This window comes from Gordonia terrae (assembly GCF_051789125.1).
Taxonomy (GTDB): Bacteria; Actinomycetota; Actinomycetes; order Mycobacteriales; family Mycobacteriaceae; genus Gordonia; species Gordonia terrae_A.
Genome location: NZ_CP196526.1, coordinates 1,591,383 through 1,604,938, shown reverse-complemented (window position 1 = coordinate 1,604,938; position 13,556 = coordinate 1,591,383). Strand labels below are relative to the sequence as shown.

General features: G+C 67.6%; 14 protein-coding genes and 1 tRNA gene. 9 read left to right on the top strand and 6 right to left on the bottom strand.

The genetic code is table 11. The features are described from left to right. The first annotated feature begins 70 nt into the window (after window positions 1-70). Complete coding sequence (locus tag ACSUZC_RS07310) at window positions 71-1,006, top strand: glycine betaine ABC transporter substrate-binding protein (protein WP_439033028.1); 936 nt, start codon at window positions 71-73, stop codon at window positions 1,004-1,006. A 301-nt stretch (window positions 1,007-1,307) separates the two neighbouring features. Here ACSUZC_RS07310 and ACSUZC_RS07305 read toward each other — a convergent pair whose 3' ends face one another. Genes ACSUZC_RS07305 through ACSUZC_RS07295 form a run of 3 tightly spaced genes read right to left on the bottom strand, consistent with a single transcriptional unit; the run spans window position 1,308 to window position 3,222 of the window. Further along, the gene (locus ACSUZC_RS07305; RefSeq protein ID WP_439032188.1) at window positions 1,308-1,817 is read right to left on the bottom strand and encodes a pyridoxamine 5'-phosphate oxidase family protein; all 510 of its coding nucleotides are present in this window, start codon (window positions 1,815-1,817) and stop codon (window positions 1,308-1,310) included. 57 nt (window positions 1,818-1,874) lie between these two features. After that, the gene (locus ACSUZC_RS07300) at window positions 1,875-2,072 is read right to left on the bottom strand and encodes a hypothetical protein (protein ID WP_439032187.1); all 198 of its coding nucleotides are present in this window, start codon (window positions 2,070-2,072) and stop codon (window positions 1,875-1,877) included. A 1-nt stretch (window position 2,073) separates the two neighbouring features. After that, window positions 2,074-3,222 (bottom strand): LLM class flavin-dependent oxidoreductase, encoded by a 1,149-nt coding sequence (locus ACSUZC_RS07295; protein ID WP_439032186.1) that lies wholly within the window; start codon window positions 3,220-3,222, stop codon window positions 2,074-2,076. A gap of 187 nt (window positions 3,223-3,409) precedes the next feature. On the opposite strand from ACSUZC_RS07295, the gene ACSUZC_RS07290 reads away from it, so the two are divergent. Both ACSUZC_RS07290 and ACSUZC_RS07285 read left to right on the top strand, forming a co-directional pair. After that, window positions 3,410-4,582, top strand: a complete 1,173-nt coding sequence (locus ACSUZC_RS07290; RefSeq protein WP_439032185.1) for an LLM class flavin-dependent oxidoreductase — start codon at window positions 3,410-3,412, stop codon at window positions 4,580-4,582. Further along, window positions 4,579-5,919, top strand: a complete 1,341-nt coding sequence (locus tag ACSUZC_RS07285; protein WP_439032184.1) for an NtaA/DmoA family FMN-dependent monooxygenase — start codon at window positions 4,579-4,581, stop codon at window positions 5,917-5,919. The genes ACSUZC_RS07290 and ACSUZC_RS07285 overlap by 4 nt, the downstream gene beginning before the upstream one ends. A gap of 67 nt (window positions 5,920-5,986) precedes the next feature. Here the strand turns inward: ACSUZC_RS07285 and ACSUZC_RS07280 are convergent. Beyond that, a tRNA-Gln gene (locus tag ACSUZC_RS07280) sits at window positions 5,987-6,058 on the bottom strand. A gap of 119 nt (window positions 6,059-6,177) precedes the next feature. Then, window positions 6,178-6,933 carry a 3-oxoacyl-ACP reductase FabG gene (gene fabG / locus ACSUZC_RS07275; protein WP_439032183.1) on the bottom strand — a complete coding sequence of 252 codons (756 nt, stop codon included), beginning with the start codon at window positions 6,931-6,933 and terminating at the stop codon, window positions 6,178-6,180. A gap of 317 nt (window positions 6,934-7,250) precedes the next feature. Between fabG and glmU the strand changes: the two genes are divergently transcribed. The 3 genes from glmU to arsC all read left to right on the top strand — a co-directional run bounded on the left by glmU (window position 7,251) and on the right by arsC (window position 10,367). Next, a complete protein-coding gene (gene glmU, locus ACSUZC_RS07270) occupies window positions 7,251-8,711 on the top strand; it encodes a bifunctional UDP-N-acetylglucosamine diphosphorylase/glucosamine-1-phosphate N-acetyltransferase GlmU (protein ID WP_439032182.1) in 1,461 nt (486 codons plus the stop codon). Between the two features lie 105 nt (window positions 8,712-8,816). After that, complete coding sequence (locus ACSUZC_RS07265) at window positions 8,817-9,794, top strand: ribose-phosphate diphosphokinase (RefSeq protein WP_439032181.1); 978 nt, start codon at window positions 8,817-8,819, stop codon at window positions 9,792-9,794. 231 nt (window positions 9,795-10,025) lie between these two features. Further along, window positions 10,026-10,367, top strand: a complete 342-nt coding sequence (arsC, locus tag ACSUZC_RS07260; RefSeq protein WP_439032180.1) for an arsenate reductase (glutaredoxin) — start codon at window positions 10,026-10,028, stop codon at window positions 10,365-10,367. Between the two features lie 49 nt (window positions 10,368-10,416). On the opposite strand, the gene ACSUZC_RS07255 is transcribed toward arsC, so the two are convergent. Continuing rightward, window positions 10,417-10,863 (bottom strand): limonene-1,2-epoxide hydrolase family protein, encoded by a 447-nt coding sequence (locus tag ACSUZC_RS07255; protein WP_439032179.1) that lies wholly within the window; start codon window positions 10,861-10,863, stop codon window positions 10,417-10,419. A 233-nt stretch (window positions 10,864-11,096) separates the two neighbouring features. Here ACSUZC_RS07255 and ACSUZC_RS07250 point away from each other — a divergent pair, with 233 nt between their 5' ends. The 3 genes from ACSUZC_RS07250 to ACSUZC_RS07240 all read left to right on the top strand — a co-directional run bounded on the left by ACSUZC_RS07250 (window position 11,097) and on the right by ACSUZC_RS07240 (window position 13,532). Then, window positions 11,097-11,726: a 50S ribosomal protein L25/general stress protein Ctc gene (locus ACSUZC_RS07250; RefSeq protein ID WP_439032178.1), complete on the top strand. Its 630-nt coding sequence runs from the start codon at window positions 11,097-11,099 to the stop codon at window positions 11,724-11,726. Between the two features lie 28 nt (window positions 11,727-11,754). Beyond that, complete coding sequence (gene pth / locus ACSUZC_RS07245) at window positions 11,755-12,321, top strand: aminoacyl-tRNA hydrolase (RefSeq protein ID WP_439033027.1); 567 nt, start codon at window positions 11,755-11,757, stop codon at window positions 12,319-12,321. A gap of 185 nt (window positions 12,322-12,506) precedes the next feature. Continuing rightward, window positions 12,507-13,532 (top strand): beta-ketoacyl-ACP synthase 3, encoded by a 1,026-nt coding sequence (locus ACSUZC_RS07240; protein WP_439033026.1) that lies wholly within the window; start codon window positions 12,507-12,509, stop codon window positions 13,530-13,532. Window positions 13,533-13,556 lie beyond the last annotated feature (24 nt).

Here is a 13,556-nt window from a genome sequence, read left to right as displayed (position 1 = left end):
CTCCCGGCGCCGGTCGAGTACGACCCGCTCGCGTGTACTGGCGGTCCTGGCTTCATCGGCAGCCCTGGTGATGATCCTGTCGGCGTGCGGGTTGGTCAGTTCGTCCGGAACGTTCCGACCTGCGTCCCTACCCGGCGGCGAACGTCCGCTCGAGGGGACGTCGGTCGCGGTCACGTCGAAGAACTTCACCGAACAGGTCCTGCTGGGCAAGATCACCGCGACCTATCTCGCCGCCGCCGGAGCCGACGTCGACGACCTGACCAACGCGCCGGGTTCGATGTCCTCACGTCAGGCGGTCCTCAACGGCGACGCCGACATCGTCTGGGAATACACCGGTACCGCGTGGCAGACCTACCTCGGTGAGACCGAGACCATCGCCGACCCACAGCAGCTGTATGAGCGGGTCCGCGACGCCGAACGCGCCAACGGGGTCGAGTGGCTGCCACCCTCGTCGTTCAACAACACCTACGCCTTCGCCGCGTCGTCGCCGACCGCCAAGCGACTGAACGTCAGCAAGATGTCCGACATCGCCAAGCTGCCCGAGTCCGAGCGCACCTTCTGCATCAACGACGAGTTCCTCTCGCGCGCTGACGGGTTCATCCCGATGCTGAAGGCCTACGACATTCCGCTCGACGCGCCCGGCGGAGTACCCAAGGGCAATGTGACCACCATGGACTCCGGCGTGGTCTACACCTCGACCGCGCGGAGCGAACCCTGCAATTTCGGCATGGTCTACTCCACTGACGGCCGGATCAAGAACCTCGATCTCGTCGTCCTGGAGGACGACAAGAAGTTCTTCCTCCCCTACAGCGGATGCCTCGTGGTGGGCACCGGCGTCAACGAGGCCAACCCGGAGATCGCCGAACTGATGGCGCCGGTGTCGGCAAAGCTCACCGACGAGTTGATGCAGGAGCTCAACGGGCTCATCGACATCGACGGTGCCGACCCCGCCGACGTCGCCTACGACTGGCTCAAGGACGAGGGTTTCATCGTCCCGGTGGACTGACCGTCGACCGTGCGTCCGATCTCGTCGATCGTGCGCCCAGAACCATCGACTGTGCACTCAATCCCGTCGACTGTGCGCCCGATCTCGTCGACCGTGCGCCCAGAACCATCGACTGTGCACTCAATCCCGTCGACTGTGCGTCGCGCTCGTCGACTCGCCACCGATCCGAGGTAGTCGAGCCTGATCCGCTCGCGCAGTGGAAGGCTCGAACGCACACTCGATCAATCGCGACGCACAGTCGACGAATGGCGACGCACGGTCAACGGAATACGACGCACAGTCGACAGAATTAGACGCACAGTCAACGGGGTTGGTTTGGGGCGAACACCGTCATCCAGTGCGGGTGCAATCTGAAGTAGACGACCTCGGTGTCCCAGTCGAAGGCGTCGTCGCCGTAGATCGTCTTGAAGTGCGCCACCAGCTCGGGCCAGTCATCTGCGCGAGGACCGTCCAGCGGATTCAGGATCTCGACGGTCCCGTGCGTGAAGACCCCGAGTTCCTCGCCCTGGATGTGCGCGACGCTGGCGGCGGGGCGGGCGGCGAGGTGTCGGGCCTTCGCCGCGGTGCGCGCTGTCCCGAAGACCCACTTACCGTGGAGGAAATGCCCGTCGACCGCGCTGATCCTCGGCTCCCCCGACGCCGTCACCGTCGAGAGTGCCAGCACCCGCATGCCGGTCAGGATCTCGGTCAATCGTGCTGCGTCGACGGTGTTCTCGCTGCTGATGATCGACCGTAGATGGTCCGTCGAGCGAGACAGGGACTCGTCGAGGAGCGTCTGGAGTCCGCGGAGTTCGTCCGGTGTTTCACGCATTGGGGTCGTCCTCATCGGTTCGTCGGCGCCGACCCTCGACGCCGAGAACCCATGGTGTCACCTCAAGCGACTGTCGGACCCTGCCGTTCTTGCTGTCTCGAGCGGCAGACCCAGCGGTGGAGCCTCGGGATGCAGAGCCGCGCCGGCGGCGAGGAGATGGACGTCGACGCGGCGTCCGATACCGGCGAACAACGCGCTCAACGACGACCGCACACCCATGCGTCGTCCGAAACCCTCCACGACGAAACCGGTCACGTCACGATCCTCCCAATCCCCATGCGGTGGCGAGCAATTCGTGCGACGACAACCGATGATCGAAGTCGTGCGTGACGCTGGTGACCAGCAACTCGTCGGCGCCGGTCACCCGCGCGAGTGTCCGCAGCCCGTCCACGACGGTTTCGGGGTCACCGACGAACTGGGTGCGCACGCGATCGTCGACGAGAACGCGCGCATCGTCATCGAGGGGACGCGCTGTGTCGGGGTCGGGATACGGTTGTGCGCCCGCCCCGCTGCGGATGCCGTGCACCCAGTGGCCATAGGTGGAGGCGCGGTGACGTGCGGTCGGTTCATCCTCGGCGACAACGACGTCCGCAGAGACGACCACATACGGCTCGGCCAGGACCGGCGACGGCCGAAACGCACTGCGATACGCCTCGACGGCCTCGAGGACCGTGCTGGGACTGACGTGATAATTGGCGACGAACGGCAGTCCCCGCGCTCCTGCCGTCTGGGCGCTCTGTCCCTTGCTGCTCCCGAAGATCCAGACCGCCACGTCCGCGCCACGTCCGGGCACCGCGGTCAGTTCGACGTCCTGGTGTGCGAAGTCGCCGGCCAACAGTGCGAGGACGTCACCGACGGCGTCGTCGAAGTCCGGCGGCGACGCACCGTCGAACTGAGAGGCCTCGAACGCGGCGACGACCCGCGGTGCGTTCAGGATCGACTCCACGGGGAACGGCGTCGGGATGAGCAGGCCGTCGACGACCTCGTCGGGCTGCCGGGGCGCGGGCTCGCGAGGAGCCGGCCGGCGGTCCGTGGTCGAGAGTTCGGTGCGACGCTGAGCGGAACGACCGAGCCCCAGATCGAGCCGGCCGGGGTACAGCGCGTCGATCGTCCCGAATGCCTCCACGATCGACACCGGGGTGTGCAAACCGCTCTGGACTGCCGCTGACCCCACCCGGATGGACTCGGTCGCGGCGGCGATCAGTCCGATGAGAGTGGTCGTCGACGAACTCGCGACCGCGACGAAGTGATGCTCGGCGAGCCAGAACCGACGGTAGCCCAGGCGTTCGGCGTGCCGGGCCAGCGCGACACTGCGGCGCACCGCCGTCGCGGCGTCACCACCCTCGGTGACCGGCGCGAGGTCGAGCGCCGACAGCGGTATCGATTCCGGTTCGATTCCCGTCATGCCGCTCCCCGACCATCTCGAGTCCTGCGTCGAACACACCTCATCCTGACCACCGAAGCGCTGCCGGCGGCATATCGGAAGGGTTTGGCCCACCACGATCCGATGACCGTCCTCCGGAATCCCTGCTCCGGCCCCCGCCGTTCGAGTCAGGGACAGACATCGACCTACACGACTGAGGGAGGCCGCGATGGCCGAGCACGTGCACCTTGCCGTGGCGCTGGATGGTTCCGGGTCGCATCCGGGCTCGTGGCGGACACCCGGGGCCGGGGCCGACACGTTGACGACACCGGCCCACTGGCAGCCACTGGTCGCGGAGGCAGAGGCGGGACTGCTCGACTTCGTCACGCTCGCAGACTCGTTCGCGCTGCACCGCGGCCGTCCCCGGACCGACCGCGCGACCGGGGGACTCGACTCGGTACTACTCGCCTCCCGTCTGGCCCCCGCGACCCGTTCGATCGGGCTGCTCCCAACGGCGACCGCCACCCACACCGAGCCGTTCCACGTCTCCAAGGCGATCGCGACGCTCGACTATGTGAGCAATGGCCGTGCCGGAGTCGTGCTGCGCACCACCGCGGACCCGGCCGAGGCCGCGCTTTTCGGCCGACGACGGTTCCCCGACGATCCGGCCGTGCTCACCGACCTTGCGTCCGAAGCCCTCGACTTCGCGACTGTGCTCGGACTGCTGTGGGATTCGTGGGAGGACGACGCCGAGATCCGCGACGTCGCTACCGGCCGCTTCGTCGACCGAGACAAGCTGCACTACATCGACTTCGCCGGGGATCACTTCTCGGTGCGGGGCCCAGCCATCACCCCGCGACCGCCGCAGGGACGGCCGGTCATCGCCGCGACCGGCGCACATCCCACCGACCTGCGCGTGATCGGGCGCGGTGCCGATGTCGGGTTCATCAGTCCCCGCGACGTCGACGACGCCGCACGCGCCGTGGCCGCCGTGGGCGCCGCCCATTCCGACGCCGGCCGCGAGATCGACGAGCCCGCACTGCTGTTCGTCGACCTGTTCGTCGTGCTCGCCGCGACGGAGGCGGAGGCGGACGGGCGCCGCGCACAACTCGACGACTGGGCCGGCGCACCGTTCACACCCGACAGTGCGGTGTTCACCGGCACACCGACCGGACTCGCCGACGAGATCGAACGCTGGGCAGCGGTGGAGGGAATCAGCGGAATACGACTCCAACCGGCCGCCCTGTCCGAGGACCTACACACGATCACCCGAGAGGTCGTACCGGAACTCCAGCACCGCAACCGATTCCGTGACAGGTACACCGAGTCGACGTTGCGCGGCCACCTCGGGCTGGACCGCCCGTCCAACCGTTTCGTCACGGGAAAGGCCGGTGTCGCATGACCAAGCAGGTGCATCTCGCCGCACACTTCCCCGGGGTCAACAACACCACGGTGTGGAGCGATCCCGAGTCGGGCAGCCAGATCGAGTTCGACTCGTTCGTTCATCTCGCACAGACCGCCGAGCGCGGGAAGTTCGATTTCTTCTTCCTCGCCGAGGGATTGCGGCTCCGTGAACAGAACGGGTTGATCTACGACCTCGACGTGGTCGGACGACCCGACACCTTCACCGTTCTGTCCGCGCTGGCCGCGGTGACCACCCACCTCGGTCTGACCGGCACCATCAACTCGACCTTCAACGAACCGGTCGACGTCGCACGGCAATTCGCGACCCTCGATCACCTGTCCTCCGGGCGCGCGGCCTGGAACGTGGTGACCTCGTGGGACGAGTTCACCGGTGAGAACTTCCGCCGGGGCGGCTACCTGCCCGAGGACCAGCGGTACGCACGCGCAAAGGAATTCCTCACTGCCGCCGCGACACTCTGGGACTCGTGGCGCGACGACGACGTCCTCGCCGACACCGCGAGCGGCCAGTTCCTGGCGCGCCCCGACGCGGGTGAATTCGACTTCACGAGTTCGCAATTCGACATTCGGGGGCATTTTCCGACCCCGCGCCCGCCACAGGGGCGGCCGGTCATCTTCCAGGCCGGTGACTCCGATGAGGGCCGGGAGTTCGCGGCCGCGACAGCCGACGCCATCTTCTCCCGGCATGCCACCTACGATGCCGGCCGGGCGTTCTACACCGACGTCAAGCGGCGACTGGCCGCCTACGACCGACGCCCCGAACAGCTCCTGGTGCTACCCGCCGCCACCTTCGTCGTCGGCGACACCGACGCGCAGGCAGCCGAACTCGCTCACGAGGTGCGCATGCAGCAGGTCAGCGGGCAGACGGCGATCAAGTTCCTGGAGCAGTTGTGGAATCGCGACCTCTCCGATCACGACCCCGACGGTCCGCTGCCGCAGGTGGATCCGGTCCCGGGTGAGAACACGGTCGCGAAGGGACGCGCGAGTGTGCGCATGCACCGCGATCCGATCGCCGTCGCGCGCGAGTGGCGCGACCTGGCCGAGGCGAAGAACCTGACGACGCGCGAACTCATCATCGAGGTCACCGGCCGCCAGTCGTTCGTCGGCTCGCCGCAGACCGTCGCGCACACGATCAACGACTTCGTGCAGGCCGACGTCGCCGACGGCTTCATCCTGGTACCGCACATCGTGCCCGGCGGACTCGATCGGTTCGTCGACGAGGTGGTCCCGGTCCTGCAGGAGCTGGGGGTACATCGGACCGACTACGCGGGCACGACGTTGCGGGACAACCTGGGGCTGGGGCGTCCGGCGGGATGAGCCTCGTCAGGAGGTCGACGCCGGCCAGAGCACTCTCTGCGGGCACGACCGCGCCTCGACTCATGAGCTCCGCCACCAGGACTCGAACCTAGAATGCCTGAACCAAAATCAGGAGTGTTGCCGATTACACCATGGCGGATCACTGCGCTGACGATTGTGCCACAGCCTGCGGGCACTCACGCCAGGTGACCACTCGACGTCGGCTCGACTCCCAGACGGCGATCGGGGTCCGGGAGTCGAGTCGAGTTCTGTCGGTGATCAGTCCTTCGGGCCGCCGGCGACATAGACGACCTGGCCGGACACGAAGCCCGCACCCTCGCTGATGAAGAAGGACGCGGTGTGCGCGATGTCCTCGGGCACACCGACCCGGTTGACCGGGATCTGGCTCGCCGCGGCGCGCTTGAAGTCCTCGAAGGGCACGCCGACGCGCTCGGCGGTCGCTGCGGTCATCTCGGTCTCGATGAAGCCCGGTGCGATGGCGTTGGCGGTGACACCGAAGCGGCCCAGTTCGATCGCGAGGGTCTTGGTGAAGCCCTGCATGCCGGCCTTGGCCGCGGAGTAGTTCACCTGGCCACGGTTGCCGAGCGCCGACGTGCTCGACAGGTTGACGATGCGTCCCCACTCGGCCTCGACCATGTACTTCTGAGCGGCCTTGGTGACGTTGAACGCGCCACGCAGGTGCACCGCCATGACCGAGTCCCAGTCGTTGACGGTCATCTTGAACAGCAGGTTGTCCCGGGTGATGCCGGCGTTGTTCACCACAACGGTCGGCTTGCCGAGCTCGGCGACGACCTTCTCGACCGCCGCGTTCACCGAGGCCTCGTCGGCGACGTCGGCGCCGACCGCGATGGCCTTGCCCCCCGCATCGGTGATGGCCTTGACGGTGTCCGCGCAGGCGTCGGCGTCGAGGTCCAGGACGGCGACGGCCAGACCGTCGTCGGCGAGGCGCTTGGCCACTGCCGCACCGATTCCCCGAGCCGCCCCCGTGACGATCGCCGTTTTCTGCGTGCTCATTCACTACCTCCGTGTGATCGATTGACGAACCGGACAACTCCGGCGCGTGTGCGTTTCCTCATCCCGCATCCAACACGATCCGGCGGCCGGGCCGCCGTGCATTACCGACTGATCGCTCGGGATTCGCGGTCCCCTGTGTTCTATCAGGCCGGCTACGACCAACCGTTCCAAACTGCGCAGTGCATTTCTGCCCCCGGCTACCGATGCGTAGGATCGCACCCGACGTGCGACCGTGGACGCTGCCCGAACAGTGCCGCGACCGACGTCGCGCAGAACATGATCGTGGCAGACCCGATCAGGAAGAGGGTGGACATTCGATGACGGAGACGTCGACATCCGTGGCCGTGATCGTCCTGGCCGCGGGCGCCGGTACCCGCATGAAGTCCAAGACCCCCAAGATCCTGCACACCATCGGCGGACGATCCCTCGTCGGCCACGCGCTCCACGGCGCCGCGGGCATCTCGCCTGAACATCTGATCGCCGTGGTGAGCCACGAGAGGGAGCGCGTCACCGCCGCGATCGGCGAGGTCGCCGGCCGGCTCGGTGTGCAGGTCGGCATCGCCGAACAGGATGCGCCTCGCGGCACCGGCGATGCGGCCCGCGTCGGGCTCGGCGGACTGCCCGAACAGTTCGACGGAACTGTCATCGTCACCGCCGCCGACGTCCCGCTGCTCGACGCCGACACACTCCGCGAACTCATCGACACCCACACCGCCGACGGTGGCGCCGCCGTCACCCTGACCAGTTTCGTCGCCGACGATCCGACCGGTTACGGCCGCATCGTCCGCGACGGGGCCGACGTCGTGGCCATCGTCGAACACAAGGACGCCAGCGCCGAGCAACGCGCGATCACCGAAGTCAACGCAGGCGTGTACGCCTTCGACGGCGCCGCCCTGCGTGACGGGTTGTCGAAGCTGTCCACCGACAACGTGCAGGGCGAGTACTACCTCACCGACATCGTCGAGATCGCCCGTTCGGCCGGCCGGACGGTGCGCGGTCACACCGTCGCCGACCCGGTACTGGTCGCCGGCTGCAACGATCGCGCTCAGCTCTCCGCCCTCGGCGCCGAACTGAACCGTCGCATCATCCGTCGCCATCAGCTCGAGGGGGTGACCGTCGTCGACCCCGCCACCACGTGGATCGACGTGGACGTCACCATCGAGCCCGACGTCCGCATCGAACCGGGAACCCAGCTACTCGGCCGCACGACCGTCGCCGCAGACGCGGTCGTTGGCCCCGACACCACGCTGACCGACGTCACCGTGGGGTCGGGTGCGCACGTGATCCGCACGCATGGCAGCGACGCCATCATCGGCGCAGACGCCACCGTCGGCCCGTTCTCCTATCTGCGGCCCGGCACATCGCTCGGGGTGGCCGGCAAGATCGGCACCTTCGTCGAGACCAAGAACGCGACCATCGGTGACGGCTCCAAGATCCCGCACCTGACCTACGTCGGCGATGCGACCATCGGCGAGCACTCCAACATCGGCGCGTCGAGCGTCTTCGTCAACTACGACGGGGTCAGCAAGCACCGCACGGTGATCGGTGACCACTGCCGCACCGGCTCGGACAACATGTTCGTCGCACCGGTGACCGTCGGCGACGGGGCGTACACCGGAGCCGGAACCGTCGTGCGGCAAGATGTACCGCCGGGAGCCCTTGCGGTCTCGGCGGGCGAACAACGTGTCATCGAGGACTGGGTCGTGCGCAAGCGTCCCGACACGGCGGCAGCACGAGCAGCCCTCGACGCACGCGACAGTGACCCCGGATCGGACTGACACCGATCCGCGTACGACCCTGCTCCGCCGCCCGAGGCAGATCAGGATCTGCCGTTCGCGGCAGGCAGCCCGATTGACCGAAACGACACGAACAGAAGAGTTTTCATGACCTGGACCACCGACAACCAGAAGAACCTGATGCTGTTCTCTGGTCGTGCCCATCCCGAACTCGCCGTAGCCGTCGCCGATGAACTGGGCATCAAGGTCACCCCGCAGACCGCCCGCGACTTCGCCAACGGCGAGCTGTTCGTTCGATTCGAGGACTCGGTGCGCGGCTCGGACGCGTTCGTCCTCCAGAGCTGCCCGTTCCCGCTGAACCAGTGGGTCATGGAGGCGCTGATCATGATCGACGCCCTCAAGCGGGGCTCGGCCAAACGCATCAGCGTGATCCTCCCGTTCTATCCGTACGCCCGCCAGGACAAGAAGCACCGCGGCCGTGAGCCGATCTCGGCCCGCCTCATCGCCGACCTGCTCAAGACCGCAGGCGCCGACCGGATCATCACCGTCGACCTGCACACCGACCAGATCCAGGGCTTCTTCGACGGGCCCGTCGACCACATGCACGCCCAGGGGCAGCTCGCCGAGTACATCCGGGGCAAGTACGGCACCGACAACATCGCCGTGGTCTCCCCCGACTCCGGACGCGTCCGCGTGGCCGAGAAGTGGGCCGACACCCTCGGCGGCGCACCGCTGGCGTTCATCCACAAGACCCGCGACCCGCTCGTGCCCAACCAGGTCAAGTCCAACCGCGTCGTCGGCGAGGTGGAGGGACGCACCTGCATCCTGATCGACGACATGATCGACACCGGCGGCACCATCGCGGGCGCGGTGCGCGTCCTCAAGGACGCGGGTGCAGGCGACGTCATCATCGCCACCACGCACGGCGTGTTCTCCGACCCGGCGGCCGAGCGACTCGCGAACTGTGGCGCCAAAGAGGTCATCGCGACCGACACCCTGCCGATCCCCGACGAGAAGCGGTTCGCGAACCTCACGGTCCTCTCGATCGCCCCGCTCCTCGCCCAGACGATCCGCGAGGTCTTCGAAAACGGTTCGGTGACAAGCCTGTTCGACGGCATCGCCTGACCCTTCGAGGCTCGCTCCGCTCGCACCTCAGGGAGCAACGGGCCGCACGCTCGCACCTCAGGGACCAGCGGGCCGCACGCTCGCACCTCAGGGAGCAACGGGCCGCACGCTCGCACCTCAGGGACCAGCGGGCGCGCCCACCGACCAGCCACGAAGGGCCCGGCGAGACGTTCTCGCCGGGCCCTTCGTCGCGTTCGCGGGCGCATCTCCGACCGGGGTACCGTGTGTTCCGTGGACGCGACGATCTATCACAACCCGAAGTGCTCGACCTCGCGAAAAGCGTTGCAGGCGCTGCGCGACGCAGGCGTGGAACCCACCGTCGTGAAGTATCTCGACGAGCCGTACAGCCGCGAACGACTCGTCGAGTTGTTCGCCGCCGCCGGCGTCACACCCGCCAAGGCGGTCCGCAAACGCGAGGCCCTCTACAAAGAACTCGACCTCGCGTCCGCGACCGACGAGCAGATCCTCGATGCGATGGTCGAGCACCCGATCCTCGTCGAACGTCCCATCGTGGTGACCGACAAGGGCACCCGCATCCCGCGGCCCATCGAGAAGCTCGACGAGATCCTCTGAGTCACAACAGATCCGGTCGGTGGTCGACGGGGTCGTATGCGCCGGTCGCTCAGGCCGAGATCGCCGGCGCGGGCAGTGGACGTTGGATCGACGGCACCGCGAGCGCCGCGACGCCACGAACGAGCGCCTTGGTCATGTCGTAGTAGTCGAAGTAGTCGCGCCACACCGTGATCCGGCCTTCGCGGACCTCGAAGCGTCCGCACACCCAGAACTGCATGTGCAGCCGTCCGAACCGCAGTTCGTCGACACGCTCGGTGAGCACCACCCCGGCATCGTCCGCGCTGACGTTGATCATCCGGTAGTTGAACCCGACCCCGTCGTTGCGGGCGACCCCGCCCAGCACACCGGCGACCTTCTTCTTGCCGCGGATGGTCGGGAGGGAGACGTTGGTGTAGGCAATGTCGTCGTCGATGGTCTCGAGGGCGGCGGGCACGTCGCCGCGGGCGAACTCGTCCAGCAGGGTGGTCACGATCTCGATCGGAGTCTGTGAGGTCATGGCAGACCAGTATCCCCGAGGTCGGGCCGACCGGATAGGGATGTGACATCGCGGCAGGTCATCGGCTACTCTGGCTCCCGTTGTCTCGGCGAGGGTGACCAAGTCACCGTGATCGGCGCGGCCATCGCAGTCCTCCTGTGCCCCTCGGGCCGGTGGGTGTCCGCGGTCGGAGCCCGTGCCCGGTGTCGCTCGTCGCGACGCCGACAGACCGCACACCACACGAGGAGATCTTCATGTCGAACCAGGCCAGCAAGCTCACGGTCAACACCCGTACCGAAAAAGGCAAGGGTGCCGCACGCCGCGCTCGCCGCGAGGGCAAGGTTCCCGCCGTGCTCTACGGTCACGGCACCGACCCGCAGCACCTGCACCTCCCCGCCCGCGAGTTCGCCGCGATCCTGCGTAACAACGGCCTGAACGCCATCATCGACCTCGACATCGAGGGCTCCAGCCAGCTCGCACTGACCAAGCAGGTCGACGTTCATCCGATCCGAAACTACATCGAGCACGCCGATCTGCTCATCGTCCGCCGCGGCGAGAAGGTGACCGTCGAGGTCGCGATCATCGTCGAGGGCGACGCCGCTCCCGGCACCCTGGTCGTCTCCGACGCCAGCGTCGTCGAGGTCGAGGCCGACGCCCTGTCGATCCCCGAGCAAATCGTCGTCAGCGTCGAAGGCGCCGAGGCCGGCCTCTCCGTGCACGCCTCCGATCTGGACCTGCCGGAGGGTGTCACCCTCATCGCCGACCCGGAGACCCTGATCGTGGCGGTCAACGAGGCCCAGGCCGCGGCCACCGAGTCCGAGGCCGACGGCACTGCCGACGCCGACGGCGAGGCCACCGAGGAAGCTGCTGAGGAGTCGGAGTAACCCGACCTCCGGCTACTCGGTTCGAGTGGTGAAACTGATTGTCGGACTCGGTAACCCCGGGTCCAAGTACGAGAAGACGAGGCACAACGTCGGCGCGATGGTCGCGGACGGCCTCGTCGCCTCCGCCGGGGAGCGCTGGAAAGTACACAAGAAATCCGGCGCCGAGGTCGCCGAGCTCCGGCTCGGCGGCCACCCGGTCCTCGTGGCCAAGCCGCGTGTGTACATGAACGAGTCCGGGCGCCAGATCGGTCCGCTGGCGAAGTTCTACTCTGTGTCGATCGACGACCTGATCGTCGTGCACGACGAACTCGACATCGACTTCGGTGCGGTACGTCTCAAGCGCGGCGGAGGCGAGGGTGGCCACAACGGTCTGCGCTCGATCAGTCAGGCGCTCGGCACGCGCGACTACCTCCGGGTGCGGCTGGGCATCGGCCGTCCCCCCGGACGGCAGGATCCCGCCGACTTCGTGCTGAAGCCGTTCCCGTCCGCTGCACGCGCCGAAGTCGACCTGCTGATCGGCAACGGCTGCGATGCCGTGGAGGTGCTGGTCGGTTCCGATCTGGAGGCCGCCCAGAACACCGTGCACACCTGGTGATCGCGCTCGTCGCCGATACGGCGAGTCCTCGTCGTCGGCCCCGGTCTGTGCGTCATCCTCGCCCCGATGGCCGCTGAACGGCTGACGTCGGCGACCGGGCTCTAGAATCGCTGCGGCAGCACTTGGCGAAGGGATCGACAACAGTGGTCAACCTCTCGGTGAAGACCGGACACCAAAACGTCTCGATGCTGGGCATCGGCGCATACCGGCCGCGACGCCTGGTCAGCAACGACGAGGTGTGCGAGGTCCTCGACTCCACCGACGAGTGGATCTTCGAACGCAGCGGCATCCGCAACCGGCGGTGGATCAGCGGCGACGAGAGCGCCCGGTCGATGGCAGCCGCAGCCGCGGAGCGTGCGATCGCGAACTCGGGGATCCCCAAGGAGAAGATCGGGGCGCTGATCCTCGCCACGAACAGCTGGAAGACCAAGATCCCCCATGGCGGACCCATCGTCGCCGCCGACATCGGCCTGAACGGCATCGCGGCCTACGACGTCGCCGCCGGGTGCGGGGGCTTCGGATACGGCCTCGGCATCGCCGCCGACACCGTCCGCGCGGGCAGCGCTGAGTACGTCCTCCTCGTCGGCGTCGAGACGATGTCGGTGGTGATGGATCCGACCGACCGCAACACCGCCTTCATCTTCGGGGACGGTGCCGGGGCCGTGGTCGTCGGACCGAGCGAGGACAACGGCATCTCCCCGACGGTGTGGGGCAGCGACGGCGAGAACGCCGAGGCGATCGGGCAGAACTGGGACATCCCCGAATACATGGATCGTGCGCAGGCCTATCAGCACAAGGACCCCGCGGCCGATCCCGTCGGCCGCATGGTCGTGACGATGGCCGGACCCAAGGTGTTCCGGTGGGCGGCGATCACCCTCCCCCGCGCCCTGGCGACCGTCCTGGAGACCTCCGGGGTGGGCGTCGAGGACATCGAGGTCTTCGTGCCTCACCAGGCCAACGCCCGCATCAACGAACTGATGAAGAAGAACCTCGGTTTCCCCGACGACCTCCCGATGGCCAACGACATCGAGAACACGGGCAACACCTCGGCCGCGTCGATCCCGCTCGCCATGGAGGAAATGCTCGCCACCGGCAAGGCGACGGGCGGGCAGACCGCACTGCTCCTCGGCTTCGGCGCCGGACTGAGCTATGCCGGTGCGGTCGTCACCCTCCCGCCCGCCCCCGCCGTGACGAGCTTCGACGGGCGCTGACCCTGACCTCTCAGGGTGCAACGG

Bases quoted from the DNA above. Each gene is read 5' to 3' on its own strand.
- ACSUZC_RS07305 (WP_439032188.1), bottom strand. From the start codon at position 1,817: ATGCGTGAAACACCGGACGAACTCCGCGGACTCCAGACGCTCCTCGAC.
- ACSUZC_RS07265 (WP_439032181.1), top strand. From the start codon at position 8,817: ATGACCTGGACCACCGACAACCAGAAGAACCTGATGCTGTTCTCTGGT.
- ACSUZC_RS07250 (WP_439032178.1), top strand. From the start codon at position 11,097: ATGTCGAACCAGGCCAGCAAGCTCACGGTCAACACCCGTACCGAAAAA.
- glmU (WP_439032182.1), top strand. From the start codon at position 7,251: ATGACGGAGACGTCGACATCCGTGGCCGTGATCGTCCTGGCCGCGGGC.
- ACSUZC_RS07240 (WP_439033026.1), top strand. From the start codon at position 12,507: ATGCTGGGCATCGGCGCATACCGGCCGCGACGCCTGGTCAGCAACGAC.
- ACSUZC_RS07255 (WP_439032179.1), bottom strand. From the start codon at position 10,863: ATGACCTCACAGACTCCGATCGAGATCGTGACCACCCTGCTGGACGAG.
- ACSUZC_RS07290 (WP_439032185.1), top strand. From the start codon at position 3,410: ATGGCCGAGCACGTGCACCTTGCCGTGGCGCTGGATGGTTCCGGGTCG.
- ACSUZC_RS07285 (WP_439032184.1), top strand. From the start codon at position 4,579: ATGACCAAGCAGGTGCATCTCGCCGCACACTTCCCCGGGGTCAACAAC.
- fabG (WP_439032183.1), bottom strand. From the start codon at position 6,933: ATGAGCACGCAGAAAACGGCGATCGTCACGGGGGCGGCTCGGGGAATC.
- ACSUZC_RS07310 (WP_439033028.1), top strand. From the start codon at position 71: ATGATCCTGTCGGCGTGCGGGTTGGTCAGTTCGTCCGGAACGTTCCGA.
- ACSUZC_RS07295 (WP_439032186.1), bottom strand. From the start codon at position 3,222: ATGACGGGAATCGAACCGGAATCGATACCGCTGTCGGCGCTCGACCTC.